The organism is Mediterraneibacter massiliensis (assembly GCF_001487105.1).
GTDB classification, from domain to species: domain Bacteria; phylum Bacillota; class Clostridia; order Lachnospirales; family Lachnospiraceae; genus Mediterraneibacter; species Mediterraneibacter massiliensis.
The window spans coordinates 12,087-30,099 of sequence record NZ_LN912999.1 but is presented as its reverse complement, the minus strand read 5'-3'; the positions used below and the strand labels follow the sequence as shown (position 1 = coordinate 30,099).

Annotated in this window: 15 protein-coding genes, 1 tRNA gene, 1 pseudogene and 1 riboswitch; of the genes and pseudogenes, 5 read left to right on the top strand and 12 right to left on the bottom strand. The window is 43.0% G+C overall.

Annotation, left to right across the window (positions count from 1 at the left end; all coding sequences use genetic code 11):
• Nucleotides 1-40: 40 nt before the first annotated feature.
• Nucleotides 41-1,600 (top strand): response regulator transcription factor, encoded by a 1,560-nt coding sequence (locus tag BN3282_RS00160; protein WP_059066141.1) that lies wholly within the window; start codon nt 41-43, stop codon nt 1,598-1,600.
• A 127-nt stretch (nt 1,601-1,727) separates the two neighbouring features.
• Nucleotides 1,728-1,899: riboswitch (Lysine riboswitch) on the top strand.
• Nucleotides 1,900-1,978: 79 nt separating this feature from the next.
• On the top strand, nt 1,979-2,863 hold the full coding sequence (gene dapA / locus BN3282_RS00155) for a 4-hydroxy-tetrahydrodipicolinate synthase (protein ID WP_059066140.1): 885 nt from the start codon (nt 1,979-1,981) through the stop codon (nt 2,861-2,863).
• 64 nt (nt 2,864-2,927) lie between these two features.
• On the opposite strand, the gene BN3282_RS00150 is transcribed toward dapA, so the two are convergent.
• The 4 genes from BN3282_RS00150 to BN3282_RS00135 form a co-directional block, all read right to left on the bottom strand.
• A complete protein-coding gene (locus tag BN3282_RS00150; protein ID WP_059066139.1) occupies nt 2,928-3,173 on the bottom strand; it encodes a hypothetical protein in 246 nt (81 codons plus the stop codon).
• Nucleotides 3,170-5,047: an RCC1 domain-containing protein gene (locus BN3282_RS00145; protein ID WP_059066138.1), complete on the bottom strand. Its 1,878-nt coding sequence runs from the start codon at nt 5,045-5,047 to the stop codon at nt 3,170-3,172. The genes BN3282_RS00150 and BN3282_RS00145 overlap by 4 nt, the downstream gene beginning before the upstream one ends.
• Before the next feature lie 71 nt (nt 5,048-5,118).
• Nucleotides 5,119-6,828, bottom strand: a complete 1,710-nt coding sequence (locus BN3282_RS00140) for a helix-turn-helix domain-containing protein (RefSeq protein WP_082667402.1) — start codon at nt 6,826-6,828, stop codon at nt 5,119-5,121.
• A gap of 185 nt (nt 6,829-7,013) precedes the next feature.
• Nucleotides 7,014-7,433, bottom strand: coding sequence for an RrF2 family transcriptional regulator (locus BN3282_RS00135; protein WP_059066137.1), 420 nt, complete (start codon nt 7,431-7,433; stop codon nt 7,014-7,016).
• Between the two features lie 310 nt (nt 7,434-7,743).
• Between BN3282_RS00135 and BN3282_RS00130 the strand changes: the two genes are divergently transcribed.
• Both BN3282_RS00130 and BN3282_RS00125 read left to right on the top strand, forming a co-directional pair.
• On the top strand, nt 7,744-8,967 hold the full coding sequence (locus BN3282_RS00130) for a YSIRK-targeted surface antigen transcriptional regulator (RefSeq protein ID WP_059066136.1): 1,224 nt from the start codon (nt 7,744-7,746) through the stop codon (nt 8,965-8,967).
• A gap of 305 nt (nt 8,968-9,272) precedes the next feature.
• A tRNA-Trp gene (locus BN3282_RS00125) sits at nt 9,273-9,343 on the top strand.
• Between the two features lie 220 nt (nt 9,344-9,563).
• On the opposite strand, the pseudogene BN3282_RS00120 reads toward BN3282_RS00125, so the two are convergent.
• Nucleotides 9,564-9,782: pseudogene (locus BN3282_RS00120) on the bottom strand (helix-turn-helix domain-containing protein).
• A 184-nt stretch (nt 9,783-9,966) separates the two neighbouring features.
• Here BN3282_RS00120 and eutH point away from each other — a divergent pair.
• Nucleotides 9,967-11,046: an ethanolamine utilization protein EutH gene (gene eutH, locus BN3282_RS00115; protein WP_059066135.1), complete on the top strand. Its 1,080-nt coding sequence runs from the start codon at nt 9,967-9,969 to the stop codon at nt 11,044-11,046.
• Nucleotides 11,047-11,126: 80 nt separating this feature from the next.
• On the opposite strand, the gene BN3282_RS00110 is transcribed toward eutH, so the two are convergent.
• From BN3282_RS00110 to BN3282_RS00080, 7 genes are all read right to left on the bottom strand, one after another.
• A complete protein-coding gene (locus BN3282_RS00110) occupies nt 11,127-12,314 on the bottom strand; it encodes a hypothetical protein (RefSeq protein ID WP_059066134.1) in 1,188 nt (395 codons plus the stop codon).
• A gap of 220 nt (nt 12,315-12,534) precedes the next feature.
• The gene (locus tag BN3282_RS00105) at nt 12,535-13,278 is read right to left on the bottom strand and encodes an aspartate/glutamate racemase family protein (protein WP_162858198.1); all 744 of its coding nucleotides are present in this window, start codon (nt 13,276-13,278) and stop codon (nt 12,535-12,537) included.
• A gap of 78 nt (nt 13,279-13,356) precedes the next feature.
• Nucleotides 13,357-14,589, bottom strand: coding sequence for a hypothetical protein (locus BN3282_RS00100; protein WP_059066132.1), 1,233 nt, complete (start codon nt 14,587-14,589; stop codon nt 13,357-13,359).
• Between the two features lie 336 nt (nt 14,590-14,925).
• Nucleotides 14,926-15,636, bottom strand: a complete 711-nt coding sequence (locus tag BN3282_RS00095; RefSeq protein WP_059066131.1) for a GntR family transcriptional regulator — start codon at nt 15,634-15,636, stop codon at nt 14,926-14,928.
• Nucleotides 15,609-15,938 carry a cupin domain-containing protein gene (locus BN3282_RS00090; protein ID WP_059066130.1) on the bottom strand — a complete coding sequence of 110 codons (330 nt, stop codon included), beginning with the start codon at nt 15,936-15,938 and terminating at the stop codon, nt 15,609-15,611. The genes BN3282_RS00095 and BN3282_RS00090 overlap by 28 nt, the downstream gene beginning before the upstream one ends.
• A 14-nt stretch (nt 15,939-15,952) precedes the next feature.
• Nucleotides 15,953-16,492 carry a flavin reductase family protein gene (locus BN3282_RS00085; protein WP_059066129.1) on the bottom strand — a complete coding sequence of 180 codons (540 nt, stop codon included), beginning with the start codon at nt 16,490-16,492 and terminating at the stop codon, nt 15,953-15,955.
• Nucleotides 16,489-18,006 (bottom strand): xylulokinase, encoded by a 1,518-nt coding sequence (locus BN3282_RS00080; protein ID WP_059066128.1) that lies wholly within the window; start codon nt 18,004-18,006, stop codon nt 16,489-16,491. The genes BN3282_RS00085 and BN3282_RS00080 overlap by 4 nt, the downstream gene beginning before the upstream one ends.
• Between the last annotated feature and the right edge of the window lie 7 nt (nt 18,007-18,013).

Here is an 18,013-nt window from a genome sequence, read left to right as displayed (position 1 = left end):
TAGAAAAAACTTTTACCAAAACGCACAAAGGAGAACCCCGATGTATCGATATATTATTGTAGATGACGAACCCCTGATCCGACAGGGGACAATGAAAAAACTAGAGCCTCTGTCTGACAGGATCTCTTGCGCAGGTGAGGCGGACAATGGTGCCCAGGCAATAGAACTTGTTAAAACCCTCTCACCGGATTTCGTCATTTTAGATATGGAAATGCCGGTCATGGACGGAACCGCGCTGCTTTCCTATCTTTCAAAAAACCATCCCAACTTGCAGCTGATCGTCATCAGCGGTTATAAAAGCTTTGACTACATCAAGCATGCCATATCCGCCAATGTCATTGACTATATCCTCAAGCCATTTACCGCAGAACAGATACAGCAGACCGTATGTCAGGCTATTTCCCGCCTGGAGACTTCTGCGTCTATCGACGCACGCATACGTCTTACGGAGGAGGAAAAAGAAGTCGCCTGTTATGAGCATGACACCCAACTTCTGCAAAATTTAATTCTGGGATACGCAGTTTCCGACACAGATATCAGCTCACAGAAATTGTCCTTTCTGACACGTTCAGATCGTCTGTGCCTCGCTGTCGTATACGCCGGAAAGTCCTTGACAGATTTCCGCCTGCAGCAGCAGATAAACGATTTTGGTTTTTCTGAAATGGCAGTCTATCTGCCCCATCCATCCAACTTCCGGCTCGGCTTTTTTATACTCGCGCTTCCCAATGATGCCTCTTTTTCTCCGAAAGACTTCTATATCAAGTTTGTACAGGATTTTATCGCTTATCTGCACACCTATGATACAGTGTCTTACTGGGGACTCAGCGATACGATCGCCGGGCTTTGCCATCTGCATGCCGCCCATGAACAAGCCTGTACATCACTAAATTCCATGCCTGTCACACAAAGTTCTTCTCAAGTATATATATGGCAACCGAATATGGGGACAGATCTGCGTGAGATCTCATGGGAGCAAAAGGAAGAATTCCTTTTCCGCGTGGAAGCCGGCATGACAAAAGAAGTCGGAAGCCTGCTCTTATCACTGCATACATATTATCAGGAAACAAAAAGCCTCTCCCTGGCAGATGTAAAATATCACTATCACCAGCTTACACAGGACTGTCTTTTAATCTTGAAACGATATCTGCATCAAAGCACTCCTTCCCAAAGCATGCAGAATATCGTAAAAGAAATGTTTACGATTGAAGAGCTCTATCAGTACTACCGGCAGTTTTTCAGCAACCTTTCCGAAATGCTCAAGCCACAGAGTGTATATGCTGTAGAAGATACGATAGAAAAGATAAAGATCTACATACAGCGTAATTATCATAAAAACCTGACGGTAGAATTTCTTGCTTCTCTGTTTTATATGAACAGCAGCTATCTAAGCCACCTGTTCCGTAAGACAACAGGAGAAAAATTTGCACAATATGTCAATGCCGTACGCATTGAAAAAGCCAAGGACCTGCTCGCTTCTACTGACCGCAAGCTCTACCAGATCGCCAAGGCAGTCGGATACGACAACAGCAAATACTTTTTCCGCGTATTCAAAAAGTACGAAGGCATGACGCCGGAACAATATCGTCAGGCAGCCCAGTAGAAAAATCTCCGGATATGCATTATTGCGCGATAGCACGCACGCCTGCAAGACATGGCGGAAGCGGTAACATTTTTCATCCAGACATTGACATCGTACTCTGCAAGTGTTATTATTTTTTATATATGGAAACGTAGATAGAGGTTGCATTTTTCATCAGTAGGATGCCGGATGTTTCAGGGACAGAAGAAGACATTCCAAAGGGAAAGATGCCGAAAGGAGAAAGTGCCTGACATTTTTTCCTTGGGCATGGCGTGAAAAACGACATGACTGTCATCGCAAGATGGAGAGCTATCTGATTTATACAACTTATGTATATGTTGGAACGGCGCATCTTGCCGTTTCTTTTTGTGTTCACCATATGTATAGGAGGAAGAAAGAATGGCAATTTTTAAAGGCGCAGGCGTGGCGATCGTCACACCAATGAAAGAAAACTTAGAGATCAACTATGAGAAGTTAGATGAGATTTTAGAGGAACAGATCGCAGAAGGAACAGATTCTATCATTATCTGCGGTACTACCGGAGAATCCGCTACTATGTCAGAAGAAGAGCATGTCAAGACTATACGTTTTGCAGTAGAACGTGTCAAGCACAGGATCCCGGTCATTGCAGGCACTGGTTCTAATTCTACCAAAACAGCCGTAGCATTATCAAAAGAAGCACAAAAAGACGGCGCAGACGGTATCCTCATTGTAACACCATACTATAATAAAGCGACACAAAATGGTCTGATCGCACATTATACAACTATTGCGGAATCTGTAGATATCCCGCTTATCATGTATAATGTACCAAGCCGCACCGGATGTTCGCTTCAGCCACAGACTATCGCTCATCTCGTGAAAAATGTAGAGAATATCGTGGGTGTGAAGGAAGCCTCTGGAGACATCGGCAATGTGGCAAAGATCATGAACTTATGTGACGGAAACATTGAATTGTACTCCGGAAATGACGATCAGGTCGTTCCGCTTCTCTCTTTAGGCGGAATCGGAGTTATCTCTGTTTTGTCCAACGTAGCTCCTAAATACGTGCATGATATGGTATACAAATACTTAGAAGGAGACGTAGCAGGAAGCTGTAAAATGCAATTAGATGCGATTCCTCTGTGCGACGCCTTATTCTGTGAGGTCAATCCGATCCCTGTCAAGGCTGCTATGAACCTGCAGGGTAAAAATGTGGGCGGCTTACGTGCTCCGCTTACAGAGATCGAACCTGCGCACAAAGAACTTCTCGAAAAAGTCATGAAAGAGTTTGGCTGTTTATAAAAAGAGCGGCGCTTATGTGAGGACTGCCATGAAAACAAAAAGATGTTTTCATGGCAGCCCCTTTTTATTCTTCTGTTATTTTCACCGGTACAAATGTCTCTTTTCCTTCCAAACCTGCTCCGCACGCATAAGTATCTCCGTCTTTAGTCAGAATATAGGTATGATCTGCCGTGTAGACATCCGGCTCTTCTGCCAGATACCCCTGATATTCATAGGGGGACGAAAAGGCAAGCCGGTCTATCCACACCATTCTTACTTCTTCTCTTACAAGCGTCGGTTCCTCAAGTATCGACGCAACCTGCGCATTCACTCCACACTGCTCCGGGCATTATCTCCCCACATCCAGAGCGAACCATCTGTCCGGATCACCGCCATGACATATCTTCCTGCTGTCACAAAAGAAGCATGTTCCATCACCTCTTCAAAACCATCATAAGAGCAAATGCTGTTTCCCGACTCATCGTACAGCGTACCGGCGCACCACACACTCCCATCCTCCTTCAAAGCGATCAGTCCGGCATTGCTGCATTTTGCATACTGTACATCTTCTAACAACAGCACAGGTATATAAGAACTGCCTGCAGCCGGAAGATTTCCTGTGCCAAACAATTCCCCTTTGTCATTGATATAGACCATAAAGTCTTCTCCCAACGCTACATGCTTTACATTCTGCGCCACTTCCATTTCCCGGTAAAATCCTTTGGCCGTCATATATTCCTGTGTATCCCCAAGTCCCAATTCTCCATTATGGTTTGCCGACGCGCCATACAGAATATTGTCCGCTCCGATGTAGAACCTGCTTTCCTCATTTGTCTCATTAGAAGAATAGCAGTCATTGATGTATATATCTGTCATCGTCAGATTCAGCGCATACATATCCGGCGTCTGCACATAAACCGGCTGTTTATCCCCCATTTCTCCTGCCTGCCCTTTCTCTGCTCCAAAGTTCTTCCGGTCATCCTGATAGCCGGCAGATTCTCCCATCTGTGTCTGCACGCTGCCTGCAAAATATGTATAGCCTGTCAAAACAGCTCCTACAACGCACGCATACACTAAAAGCAGCAAAAATGTCTTTCTTTCTTCTCGTATTCCGTCTATATCTATAAACACATATTTGCGCCCCGCATATCTTTGCAAAACAGCGCGCAGCTGTCCTACGTCCTCTTCAGAGATCGCATATTTCCCGATATACACATTGCCCAGTACAAAAAAATCTTTTCCTTCATAAATCTGACGGATCTGTTTCCAAGTCTTACGAAACTGCAGACCTTTTCTCTGCAGATACACCCCTTCCTTTCCAATCTCCAGGCGCAGCTTTTCTCCTTCCATTCTTCGTCTCTCTGCTTTTTTCCAGCTTATTTTTGCCGCCGCCATCTGTACAACACGTATACATATGCCAAATCCAACTAAGAAGAGGCAGCCTGCCTTTCCTATTTTAGAAACGTGTTCACTTCCCAAAGCAGCCATGGAAATGAGATAAAACAAAGCGCCCCCTGCGCCCCATATTTTTGCCTCTGAAAAATACGTCTGCCGCCTATAGGCCGCATACTGAAAATATGTTCTTCCGGCTGCATTACTTTTCTCTGCGCACATAACTGGATCCGGCAGAATCTCTAGCCGCAGACCTTCCGTATCTTCCTCAAAGTATTGTTCATAACACTCTTTACAATACCGCATAAACTGATGGCGTATGGAACGTACGGCGTCTCTTTTTAAATACATCTTCGGAATATCCAGTTCTCCTGTCTGGTCCAGCACACAAAATGCTTCCCCCGTCTCTTTAACACCGCTTATGTCATTGTAATAATACCACTGCTTCTCGCCTGCCTTTGTCTCGATCAACAAAAACTCCGGATAAAAAGTCCCGGAAAACCAGCCTTTCTTCTCCGCTTCTATTCTTTTTCCATATTCTCTTTCTATCCGCCTTCCCTGCCATTTTGCCGCTGTCCACAGAATTCCTGTTCCGGCAATGAGCAGTATAAGATCTGCCGCCGCCTGCTGCCAAAAAGCCTCTCCCGTCTGTATGATCTGCGGCAGGCGCAGCAGTAAAATCCCAATTAGCATCACGCTCTCTGCAAATATAATCGCAGCCGCCTTATATTTTCCTTTTCGTTGTTCATACCGTATCCGTACATTATAAGGTACTGGATCACAGATAAAATCTGGCTCTTTTTTATATTCCATTTTGTTTCCTTTCCCTGTCCATATGCTGTATGTAATCAGATTCCTTCTCCAACTTTACTTTCTCTGCCAGCTTACTGCGCCGGTACAAAGAAATGATATTTTTCCTCTTCTTCCGTATCCCGTTCCTGCCTCATGGCCGGAGCGTCTAACCCTGCGGCCGCGTCGGTTCCATAACCGACCGGACAGAGCAGGTATACCCCCTCTCCTTTCATGACACGAAAAGTCGTCTCCATATCTGCCTGAGACTTTTCTCCTGCAGAACCGGTATACATCTCCCGGCTCTTTACCTGTACTACACAATCGTAGCTGTCCCCTGCGATCAGTTCCATATACAAAATCTGACAATCCACATCTCCACCGTTGGCTGAGAAGATTTTTAACCGTTCCTCCATGGCGCACCGCACGATCCAAAATATGTCTGTCTCTTCAGTCTCTATCTTAATCCCGCCATAAGCCGTAGATTCATACTCTGCCAGTGTAGGATCCACTTTTAAGGTCTCTTTCATTTCTTTTGCCAGTGCCTTACCAAGCTCTTGCGCGTCCTCAGCCGCCAGCTTCTTCCCCCACTCTCTATCGGGAAGTTCTCCTCTTGTAAAATGTATAGGCGCAGACTTCTCCATGGTAACTTTGCAAAGAGCGACTGTTCCAGCCTCGATGTAGTCTGTATCTGAGATCTGGCAGTCCTCTTCGAGCGCCAACGTCCACTGCGGCAGGCCTCCTTTGCAAAGTGCGATTGCAAGCGTTCCAAACTGCACACATTCGTCAAAGGCATACGTTTCTTCTCCCTCCGACGGCGAAACCACGGTAATTCCCTCCGGACCAGTCTTTAATTCCCATCCGGCTGTATTTTTTCCTTCTGCACTCCAGCCTCCCTGTACAACGTTATAGACGTAATAGGTAGTGATTCCGTCCCCTCTGTCCCCATAGGTCAATACATATTGATGAACCTGCCGGTCATCCGGAGACTTGTAGGTCACTGCGCAGACATCCTCTGCAAGCCACTGCATTTTTATATCTTCTTCTGCTGTGTAAGGAAATTGATCTGACCTTCGGGCAAACCACAGTTTCTGATTCTGATAGGTCAGTACCCTGCCTGTTTCTTTCTCATATTTTAATACTGCCATATGTCTATGATCCGGCGAAACACTCGCAATCGTTCTCAGTGCATAAGGCTTCACCGACGCATATATTCCCAGTACAAGAAACAGAAGCAGAACACCTGCGCCAATTCCTGCACAAACAAGCCTTGCCAATCGTTTCTGCAGACTGATACAAAGCGCTCCTGCCACAGAGAGCGCCGCCACCGAAAAGAACAGCCAGGGAAGCCATTCTGTAATATATTCTATCTGATAAGTTCTTCGCACATATAGAAAAAAGATCTGCATACACAGCACGGCTATCGCAGGCAGAAGCGCCAACGCGCTCAGAAAAAACCTTCTTCTGCCGGATTTCTTCGCTGCCCTTTTGGCCATCCCGACTGTACCTGCTGCTTCTTTTTGTACATCCTGTTCTTTGCCTTTTCTGTCTCTTGATCTTCTTTGTAAAAATACCGTCTTTTCACTCCCTGCATTATCTATATACTCTCCCTCTAACAGCTCATCTACGCTGACCTCCAGTATCTGACTCAATTCCTTAAGTACACTGACATCCGGCATCCCGCCTCCCGTTTCCCATCTCGAGACGGCCTTGTTCGTCACGTCAAGCTGTTCAGCCAGTTCTTTCTGTGTAAGTCCGATCGCCTTTCTCCGCCTGGCTATAAATTGCCCCGTTTTATTTTCCATTTTCTGCCTCCCGCCATTTCTGCCCATTCTTTTCATGTACTGTAATCTGTACCTGCATTTATTGTAGCAAAACATCTGGATTTTACAATACACGGTTTGTTGTAACCGTATCTACGCAGCGTAGACTGCCTTGAAAACAGGCGTTATTCCAGAGATAGGGAGCAGATAGAAAGATGGAAAACACTTCACAAAGAACAAGGGTACTCCATATCTAACAGATCTTGAATAGTCACCTCTTTTAACATATTATCCAGCGTTTCCTGCACACCGGTATAATCCCCTCCTATCTGACGGAGTATAGACGCATACTGCCTGCCGGATGTCTTTTCCATGCTGTACCGGGGAATTTTCATCTTCCGTTCCATAAGTTCGATAATTTCCAACAAGGTAATCCTATTCGGTTGCTTCTTCAATTCGGTACCGCCTTTTGCCTCTGCATAGACTGTAACGATCTTTTCTTCCTGTAATGTCTCTATGATCTTGCATACATAATTCTGAGAAATGTGCAGCTGTTCGGCTATTTCTTTAGACGGCACAGGACACTTTTGCTCTGCAAGATATAAGAGTATCCGAACCGCATAATCTACTAATATCTTTAGTTGCATGCCTTTTTCCTCCTTTTTATAATCTGTTCTTTACATACGTCTAAAATACCGAACAGTCTATAATAAATCCATAAAAATCATTTAATCTCACTATTTCAGACTATTCTTTACATAGAATTTCTGCATATATACATGATGTGTTTTTCCATTTATCGCTTTTTATTTAAATTGTATAGATTACGCTTTTCTTGTACAATACAACAATATTCCTCATACTTTTTGCCAAACAATGTATTTTTCGCCTGTAAAATGATATATTGGTAGAACAATACATAAAAAATATAAATTATACAAAGGCGGTATCTATAATATGAATCTCACCGAAAAGGAACAGAAAAAACTCAAATCACTCCATGTTGTTTTAAAAATGTCAGTCTATATATCGGATTTACATTTTAAACGATTGCACTCCTATTATTCCAATACATCACACGGATTTCCTTATGACTTTTCCAGAAAAGAACTCCCTACTCGTTATATGTGGTTTGATTATGGTGTTTTTAAAGAAGTGTTTATCTCCTTTAAATATTCCGATGTGATTATTACGATCGGTCCTTTCGTTACAAATCCAATCACGCATTCTCGTTTTCTTTCTTTGATGCAGCGTCCTTCGTTTGCTCATTTATCTGCTGCAGACAAAGAAAAATACTGGCAATATTACAATACTCGTTTGATTTATTCATTGGGAGATATTCGAGATTTTATTACTCTTCTCGGAGATTTATTCAACTTAGACCTGGAACAACTTTATTCTGATGATCTGCATAAACAGGTTCATATGAATGAATTAGAAATCATGAATGAACTTTTAGATAATACAGACCTTAATTTCTTGCAGGCAGAAAGATATGCATTTTATTATGAAAATCAGATTTTAAAGCTTGTTATATCCGGGGATCTCTCCCGCCTAAAACAGGGGATCGCGGACATTGGACACAGTGTTGTCCCCAAATCGTCTGGCAATCCGGTCCGTGCAGAGAAAAACTATACCATTGTTATCCTTGAAAAATTATCTGCTCTGGCAATACACCTTGGAAAAGATATATTGGACATGATCAAACTGCGGGATTTCTATATCAGAAAAGTAGAAAGTAAGACAAAACTTGCAGATATTCTTGTCGTAAGAGACAGCGCGATCATACATTTCACAAAGGAACTATATGGTTTTGCAGACAACAAGTGTTCTCCTATGATATTATCTGTTCTTCAATATATCAATTTGAATATATATGACTCCTTCAAAATATCCGATCTCGCACAGCGTTTCTTTATCTCTGAGAGCGCACTGCGGCGTAACTTTAAAAACGAACTGGGAATCAATATCACAGAATATATTAATAAACGAAAAATTGCATTGGCTAAAATATTTTTGGGCGCGGATATCCCTATCTCCGATATTGCCCACCGCTTAGGTTTTTTTGATGCCTCTCATTTTCATCGGGTATTCAAAAAGTTTGTAGGCGCAACGCCAAAACAATATCAGGAATCGGAAGCCGCGCGCATGAAATGCTATGGACTGTACATACGGAATTAACTTTTTAGAATTGTAGTTTTTATAAAAACAGGAAGTAAAGATAGAATTTCTTAATAATTTTTCATTCCATCTTTACTTATTTAACACATATTCTTCACACTTTCGCGTTATATTACATATAAACAAAGCGCAATGCTTTTTTACATATATTTCCTCTTATTCTGCCGGGTCATACATCCCGGCTTTTTTATATAATCGCAAAGACTTCGCTCGATCAAGATTTGATGATTTTAAGAAAAACACTTGACAAGCAAAGCCAATCAAAGTATAATAATCGAGTGGCTGACAAAGCAGCCCAAAAAAGTAGGGGATTGGTCAAATGGTATGATAGGGGTCTCCAAAACCTTTGGTGGGAGTTCGATTCTCTCATCCCCTGTTTTGACATGTGCCAGAAACGTTGATTTTACGGCGTTTCTGGCTGTTTTTCTTTTTAGGAAAAACAAAAGGTAATCATCAATAATAAACTGCTGATTTTACTTGCTCCAGTCTTTTTGCTCTCCGTGCTACGCCTATATGGACTTTCAATACAAAACACAGGCATGCCCATCATACCTGAAAAAGTCTCCTCCTTGAGAGTTTCTTTTACGTGTGTGATATCAGGATGTTTTCTTTGGTACAAATTCAATCTTCAGCATCATTCCCATGTCTTCTGCAAGACGCTGCAAAGGCTTAATGGAGGGGATTCTGGTTCCGTTCTCCAGTTTGCTGATGTCAGCCTGATCGATACCTGATCTTTCTGCTAACTCCTTTTGGGTCAAGTTTTGTGAGATTCTTGCATCTACAATAGCTCAAATCACATCCATCTCAACCTTGATACCGCTATCTCATATCGTATTTTGCCTATTTCATCACATATCTTGCTCTTATCTGTCTGCACTATTTACATTTTTCTATGAAGCCTTTATTATGTCTACGCCAGAATAATCTTGAGAATCATGCTCACTTATTCACTATAGTATCAAAAATAGCATTTATAATTAATCAAGAAGGGAGCTAAAAATGGAACAATTCATCAAAATGCTCACCACATTCGGAATCCTTGCGGGAGTTCTGGACATGGTATTAAAAAACCAATGGAAATTAGGCGACAAATTCCAGCAGGGCTTCAACATGATGGGATCTATGATGATGTCTATGGTCGGTATCCTCATGATTGCGCCTGCTACAGCAGCATTTTTAAAAAATATCGGAACTCCTTTTTTCCACGCACTCAATATGGATCCCTCTGTCTTAAGCATCCTCTTCAGCTGCGATATGGGAGGATTTGCATTGTCTCAATCTCTCGCAGAGGATCCCGCTGTCGGCCTTATGCTTGGAATGATAACTGCCGGGATGTTCGGCGGCGCTCTCACATTCACGATTCCCTTAGGATTCGGCATACTGGGGCGAGAAGTCATCCCCAACTTTTCCCGTGGTGCGCTGTTCGGTCTCGGATGTATACCTATAGGAAATCTTATAGGCGGACTGATTCTTGGAATTCCTTTCATCACCATTGTCTGGAACAGTCTTCCGGTAATTATACTTTCTCTCCTTATCATCATAGGTATGATCAAACTGCCTGACAAAATGGTAAAACTCATGGAAGGGCTTGCATTTCTCATCAAGCTGCTAGGATTAGCAGGTATAGTACTAGGCTGTCTGGATTATCTACTTAATATCACCATCTTTCCTGACATGGAGCCACTAATGGACGCTATGCTTCTCGTATGTCAAATGACCATCACTATGATCGGTATGCTGCCGGTTATGGAACTTGTCTCCCGACTACTGAAAACTCCTCTCACATGGATCGGAAATTGCATAGGTCTTGATGTCATCAGTATATCCGGTCTCCTGTTCACACTTGTCTCTTGCGCTCCCGTATTTCCCATGATGAAGCGCATGAATACAAAAGGACAAATTATAAACGGCACATGGGCAATTCTTGTAGCTGCTGTATTTGGAAGTCAACTCGGTCTTGCCATGAGTGCATGTCCCGAAGTGCTCCCTGCCCTCTTTGCCGGAAAGTTTGCCGCCGGTATCACAGGCATTATTGCAGTTCTGCTTTTTCTAAAAGGGAACCGGGAATGTGAATTATAAGAAAACCGACAGAAATATCTACTATTTCGGATATTTCTGTCGGGCACTCTGCATTTTTTCTTATGCTAGTTCATTTCAGCCTAGTCCACTTCTACGATATTCGCTTTCTTTCTTCTTTCTACCACAATACGCACTGTTTTTACAATAATAGTAATGAACATAACTACTCCAACGACACCGCTCAATGGTTGGAGGATATTGACAAACTGTGAGAAAGGAAGCACACTCCCCAAGCAAATACCAAACACAGTCAACAGTACGATGAATATCTTGCTTCCTGTAGATTTTTCTTTCTTTTCAAAGAAAATATGATTGATAGACCATAAAAATCCTGTATATGTTGTAAAAATTCCAATGAAAATAATAAATGCATATGTCCAACTTCCTGTCGGCCACAGCGCATCCACTGCCGCAACTGCCGGGAAAGGCTTCATTTCATTTGTCGCCGGATTAATCACAGAATCAAAATTCATCATTACCAACAAAAGTACCAAAACGACACAAGCAAAAAAAACAATCGAACTAAATATTGCAGATCCTACTGCTTCTCCGTTCTTTTTTGAACGCTGTCCCAATGTCAGATAAAACGGAAACCCCGTCGTAATACAAAGTGTCCCATACAATACACCTTCCAGAACCGGTGAATTCCATTCAGAGAGCTGTGGAATCAGGCTGAATGGGAAAAGATCGAACATATTCGCCTGATAAACCTGTCCTGCCTTGACCATATCTGCAACTCCTGCTGCCTGCTCCATACTGGATGAAGGATTGAACATAGAAATCACCCCGAAAATGAGTACATACACGAGTATTACTATTCCCGCATATCCCAGCACATTCTGCACTCTTGCCAGTCCTCCCAGAACCACAATCACAGCGGTTGCTCCAAGCAACACAGCCCCTACCCACTGTGGAAGACCAAACATCTGCCAAAGAAGGGAGCCTGCGCCTGAAAAAAACATCATCGCAGTCGCTGCCGTAAGAACCACAACAAATATCTGAAAAAACCGTCCTAAAATTTTTCCGCCAAAAAAGTTATACGTCTCGATCGAACTACCGAAATTCACACTTTGGCCTACATAGAAAAGGCAGACACAATAAATAACTGTTGTAACAAAGCCGGCAAGCACTGCCGCCACGGTTCCTCCCCCCCAAGATCCAAAGAACTGAAGAAGTTCGTTGCCGGACGCGAAGCCTGCACCAACATTAAACGAAACAAAGGCTCCTGCTGTAAGGAGTATTGTTTTGATATTAATTTTATCTTTCATGCTCATTCCTCCATTTACATTTTGCACATATTTTTATAGTTATAGGCGCCTTTTGTTATCTATATAATACATATATATTTTGCGTACAACAATGCATATTATTGCTTTTTACCTTACATATACTGTCCATATTATATTTATCGTTCATTTTTCTAAATCGCAAAAAAATCACCGCCGAATTCACAGTATTTCTGTTCCTTCGGCGGTAATAAAATTAAACTTATTTATCAAAAAACTGCGGATACTGTACCGGTTGTATTGCTCTTGCCACCATATGGGCAAGACCGATAAAGTCGAATACAGGGCGTCCTGTTCTTCTTGCAACTTCTCTTGCAAACGGCGGAATGTCGCTGCACTCAAATACAAAACAGCCAATATCAGGATACTGGGCGATCAGATTTTCAGCTGCCTGTACAACTTCTGCCTGCATCTTTTCTGGATCAATAGTCTTTTTCTTACATGTCACATGTACATTATAGAACTCTTCCGTCTTCTGCAGACCGCCAACTGCATAATTCACTGTCTCATCAATACCAACTTTCTTAAGGAAATCTCCTTTTAAGTGATCGCCTCCGGCTGTGAGGATACCTACACGATTACCTGCACCCATCATTCTGGAAAGCATCGGTACCATCAGAAGAGGGGACAGAAATACCGGAATATTAACTACGGCTGCAACTCTTTCCTGGTAGATAGCGAAAAAGCCACACCCTGATGTAATTGCTTTGCAGCCTTCTGCCTCAAGTTCTTTCGCCGCTTCTATAAATACCTGACATCTGGACTCATCCGGTCCGATCTCATCCTGCCACCAGTCAGCCGGCAACCCCTTAAGCACCTTATACCTCACCGGAAAATTATATGACATTGCGTTCCCTACATTTCCCGGGATCAACGGTGCTGCCATATCCAGCATCAATACCCCTACAAGATCTCCATAATACGGTCTTCCTCCTACATATTCCATAATTTTTTCTCCTTTCTCTCTCTGCTTCCTGAAATACGGATACATCCGAATTCCAGTACACTTCATTTTTAATACGTTTTATATATGTTCTGTGGCATCTTCTGTGCTCTCACATTCTATCCCTTCAGCCTCTACTTCCTTCACCGCAGATTTTTTCTTAACACGCGCAAGGGCAGCAAACACAAGAACGATAAGTAAGATTCCTACAACCCCTCTGACCGGAAGAAGTACATTAATCATATTCGAGAACGGCAGTACGCCTCCCAACAGAATACCGATTACGATCATCCCGATCTGGAAGATCTTACTGTTTCTCGAAGTAATGTTTTCTTTAAACACCATCTCATCCACAGCAAATAAATAGCCTGATATCGTAGTAAACACTCCTAGGAAACATAAGATTGCATATGTCCATGCCAATATAGGTATTAGTTTTGTCACTGCCGCCAATGTAGGGAATGGATTCATTTCATATGTAACAGGATTCATGATAGAATCAAAATTAAACATCAATACGACAAGAGATACACATACACAGAACATATAACCCAGATCACCTGCAAGCCCACAAACTACTGCTTCTTTCTTACTCTTACATCTCTTCGCAAGCATGATCAAAAATGGGAAAGAGCAAAAATTCGCCTCTGCTCCGTAAACCACGCCATTGATAAATGCGTTATTATGTTCTGCCAATCCGGGAATCCAACTAAACGGCGGCAGTGAGAACAGGTTTACCTGCATGATCTCTCCCGCCTCAACAGCAGCTTTAGCCCCATAAATGTTATCAAAATTGGGTTCTGTTGTAAAAAGCGTCACAACACCAAACACAAGCAAATAAACCAAAATAATAATTCCTATGGAACCCAATACTTTTTCCAGTGATTTTAATCCACCTAACAGTGAAATAAATGTTACCACCCCTGCTAAAGTCGAACCCACCCAATTCGGCAGTCCATACTGCTGATTTAACAAACTACCAGCTCCTGCAAACATGGTCAGAAAATTAAGCAGCAGCATAATGCCTGTAAAAATCTGGACAAACTTTCCAAAACCTTTTCCGCCTACCGCGCGGTACCCGTCATCACTTCCGTCAAACTGAAGCTCATAACTCAACAGATACACACCTACTGCGCCTAAGAGAAGTACTAATACGGCACCGAGTACTGCCCAGCCCACATCTTCTCCCCATGAGCCAAAGATCTGGATACATTCATTTCCCGATGCAAATCCAGCTCCTATACGGTAGGATATTACCGCACCGGTAATTGTTACAACCGTCATAAAACTGACGGCATTCTTCTTTTTCTCCATTCCTACTCTCTCCTTTTCTCTGAAAATCTACCTTTGTCCTTTCAATATTTTCAGTAAATCTTTCATTACTATTTGTAGGATATATCCATCTTTTTCATCGCGATTCTTTATTTTCTATATATTATCACTATTAAAATATGTATCCTATTAACATAATTGCTCTAATCATTACATTTTTGCACAATTCAATATAATATACTATTTTATCTGTTTTTAGTACCCCCCTCCCAGGTATTTTTGTCAGTATATTTAAAATGTTACCACACAAAAACTGCCACCAGGCGAATGCACCCCATTAAGGTACCATTCGTCTGGTGGCATAATTTTTTCTTTCTTTTATGCTCCTTTTCGTACTCTATCAAACAAGGCATATCTCTGCCCTTCGATATGCAGCATAGCTGCCTGCTCTGCAAGCTGGGAATCTCTTTTTTGCAGGGCTTCTATGATTCTCCCATGTTCGATAGTCTGACGCTTTGCGTCTGCTCCAGCACTGCACGCTCTGGTCCTGTATCCATACGCAGATTTTTCCAGCCCGTAAAGCATCCGCAGTAACACAGGATTGCCCGCAATGCGAAATATTTCCTCGTGGAACCGTTCGTCTGCGTGCGCACCTTTTGAAATATTTCCAACACACAGGGCATTTCCAAACTCTGCATTGATTTCTTTAAGCCTCAGTATATCACTTTCCTCTACACTTCTACATGCAGTGACAACAGCCAGCCTTTCCAATGATTTGCGTATTCCGGTGATTTCGGCCATCTCCCGCCCCAGAAAATCCTGTACGATTGTTCTCCCATTTCGCCTCATGACCAATCCTTCGTTCTCAAGGCGAATAATCGCTGCACGTACCGGAGTTCTGCTCACCCTAAGTGTTTTTGACAGCATGTATTCTGTCAAATGCTCTCCTGGAAGTACCCTGCCGCTTATGATCGCATATCGCAGAATATGATAGACCATCTGATGCAATGGCTGCGCAGAGTTATTATCATTCATACCCGGATTAAACTCCAGAAGATCTGTCAATCTATTTTCGGCGCACAACTCCATGTGATCACCGCCATATCTGTCCCAATGTTCGTCAGCTCATGAGGCTCGCCTTCATATACGAGAATCGTATCTCCTTCATGCAGCTCATAATATTCATCCGTGTCCGTATTATGCATCAAAACCTCACCACGGCTCACATAAAAAATCTCATGTCCTTCCGGATGTCCCGGATCAATGCCACCTGTCTGTCCTGGGTAAAGTGTAGAGGAACCAAACACGATCTTAGGCGTAATGACATATTCTCTGCATACTTCTGGTCCGTCTAAATATACTCTTGCTTCTTCTTTTTTGATCACTTTCATCTACATATTCTCCTTTAATATTCTTTTTCATGGTAAATCAATGGAACTACTTCTTTTTTCTCGCCGCTCTTCACGTTACCTATAAATAATACATGGTCGCCTTCGTCAATCTCCCGTGTCAATGTACACCACAGATGTCCTGCCGTACCGTTTACTACAGGCACGCCGTCCTCTATGCAGTAGTCCATATCTTTTGACTTATCCATATTTTTTCCTGACGTATATCCACACTTCTTCGCCAACTCTTCCTGTCCTGCTCTCAACACATTAATCGAAAATTTCCCTGCTTTTCGTATCATCTCAGCTGTATAATGCTTTTTCCCAACTGCCAGTAGGATTTTCTTGGGATTCCCTGATACCTGGGTAATCCATGCAGCTGTCATAAAGTTTACTTTCTCTGCGTTTTTTACACCGATCAGATATACTCCTTGAGTCAGTGCATCCATATAATTTTCCATATCATCCACCATCCTCTTCATTTGATCTAATGAATCGATCTCAATGTGTCTTTCCGTATCCTGCTTGATTGCCCGATAAAGTCTATATAAAGTCATACCGTCCTGTCAAAACACTCCGTCAGATCTTGGAACAGCTTGCAGTACATCTCATAGTTTTTATCATAGATGGCTTTGAGTTCGGACTGTGCCTGATACTGGTCTTTCACTTTGATCATATTCTCCACTGCATCTTCTACACTCTCAAACACACCTGTCGCCGTACCTGCCAATATTGCTGCTCCAAGGCAAGCCGCTTCTTTAGACTGCACAGTCACGAGTGTGATGTCATTTGCATCCGCTTTAATCTGATTCCATACACGGCTCTTAGAGCCTCCTCCCAAAGAGCGTACCTCTTTCACACTGATTCCCATATCTTTTAATGCTTCCAGATTTCTTCTCAGGATAAATGCAAGAGATTCCATAATAGCTCTTGCAAAATGTGGTTTTGTATGATTTAAGCTAAAGCCAAACCATACTCCCTTTGCCTTTGCATTCACGTCCGGTGCCAGAGAACCGGACAGATGCGGCAGCATCACAAGTCCATCACATCCCGGTGCGATCTTCTCTACTTCTTTACTGATCAGATCGTAAGCATCTCCCCCGCCACTATTCTCCACAGCCATTTCGTCTGCACAAAACTTGTCACGGAACCAGCGCAGCGTCATTCCGCCTGTGGTAAAGGTATGGATCATATACGTATCCGGCAGTGCAAAATAATGAAGCGGCATCTTCTGGTTTGGATCAAATACCGGTCTGGAAACCGGCGCACAGATTGCAAGCGCCGCACCAATCGTCTCTGAGAACATCCCCTCGCGGATATTTCCCGCACCGATCGCACCTGCCACCTGATCCAGAGCTCCGGTAGAAACCGTTACTTTACAAGGAAATCCTAATTCTTCTCTCACTTCATCAAGTATCTCATCAACTACTGTGGCAGATTCCACAACCTCCGCAAGCTGATACTCACTGATCCCGATAAACTCCAGCATTTCTTTCCAGTAACATTTATTCAGAATATCCCAGTATACAGAAGAACACACAAGCGATCCTTCGGTATTGAAACTTCCAGTCATCCGGTAGATCAGATAATCTTCCAGGAGCAGGAATCTATCCGTATGTTCAAATACTTCCGGCTCATGATTTTTGATCCACAGAATCTTAGGTGCCGGCCAACAAGGCTCAAAGCTTACCTGACCAGTCACTTTATAACATACTGCATTTCCAAAATGTTGTTCCATGGCTTTCGCCTCATCCACTGCGCGATTATCCATCCACACGATTGCTTTTCGTAATGCCCTGCCGGTTTTGTCAATGCAGATGAGTGTTTCTCCCTGTGCGGAAATTGCAAGCGCTATCTCATCCTCCGGCCGTATCTCGTAGTTCTGCCTGATCTCCGCCAGACCACTCTTAAACGCCTGCCAGTAGACCTCCGCATCTACCTCTACATAATTTATCTGGGGCGTTTCCAATGCGTATTCCTGCGTTGATACTCCTAAAAGCTGACCTTTCGCATCAAAAAGCGCTACCTTTAATGCAGTCGTTCCTGCATCCAGTCCGAGTAATAACTGCATAGTATCC

What these genes read in the sequence shown, in the direction of transcription:
- BN3282_RS00140 (WP_082667402.1), bottom strand. Translation starts at nt 6,828, where the DNA reads ATGGAAAATAAAACGGGGCAATTTATAGCCAGGCGGAGAAAGGCGATC.
- BN3282_RS00145 (WP_059066138.1), bottom strand. Translation starts at nt 5,047, where the DNA reads ATGGAATATAAAAAAGAGCCAGATTTTATCTGTGATCCAGTACCTTAT.
- BN3282_RS00080 (WP_059066128.1), bottom strand. Translation starts at nt 18,006, where the DNA reads ATGCAGTTATTACTCGGACTGGATGCAGGAACGACTGCATTAAAGGTA.
- BN3282_RS00160 (WP_059066141.1), top strand. Translation starts at nt 41, where the DNA reads ATGTATCGATATATTATTGTAGATGACGAACCCCTGATCCGACAGGGG.
- eutH (WP_059066135.1), top strand. Translation starts at nt 9,967, where the DNA reads ATGGAACAATTCATCAAAATGCTCACCACATTCGGAATCCTTGCGGGA.
- BN3282_RS00130 (WP_059066136.1), top strand. Translation starts at nt 7,744, where the DNA reads ATGAATCTCACCGAAAAGGAACAGAAAAAACTCAAATCACTCCATGTT.
- BN3282_RS00085 (WP_059066129.1), bottom strand. Translation starts at nt 16,492, where the DNA reads ATGACTTTATATAGACTTTATCGGGCAATCAAGCAGGATACGGAAAGA.
- dapA (WP_059066140.1), top strand. Translation starts at nt 1,979, where the DNA reads ATGGCAATTTTTAAAGGCGCAGGCGTGGCGATCGTCACACCAATGAAA.
- BN3282_RS00100 (WP_059066132.1), bottom strand. Translation starts at nt 14,589, where the DNA reads ATGGAGAAAAAGAAGAATGCCGTCAGTTTTATGACGGTTGTAACAATT.
- BN3282_RS00105 (WP_162858198.1), bottom strand. Translation starts at nt 13,278, where the DNA reads ATGGAATATGTAGGAGGAAGACCGTATTATGGAGATCTTGTAGGGGTA.
- BN3282_RS00095 (WP_059066131.1), bottom strand. Translation starts at nt 15,636, where the DNA reads ATGGAGTTGTGCGCCGAAAATAGATTGACAGATCTTCTGGAGTTTAAT.
- BN3282_RS00135 (WP_059066137.1), bottom strand. Translation starts at nt 7,433, where the DNA reads ATGCAACTAAAGATATTAGTAGATTATGCGGTTCGGATACTCTTATAT.
- BN3282_RS00090 (WP_059066130.1), bottom strand. Translation starts at nt 15,938, where the DNA reads ATGAAAGTGATCAAAAAAGAAGAAGCAAGAGTATATTTAGACGGACCA.
- BN3282_RS00110 (WP_059066134.1), bottom strand. Translation starts at nt 12,314, where the DNA reads ATGAAAGATAAAATTAATATCAAAACAATACTCCTTACAGCAGGAGCC.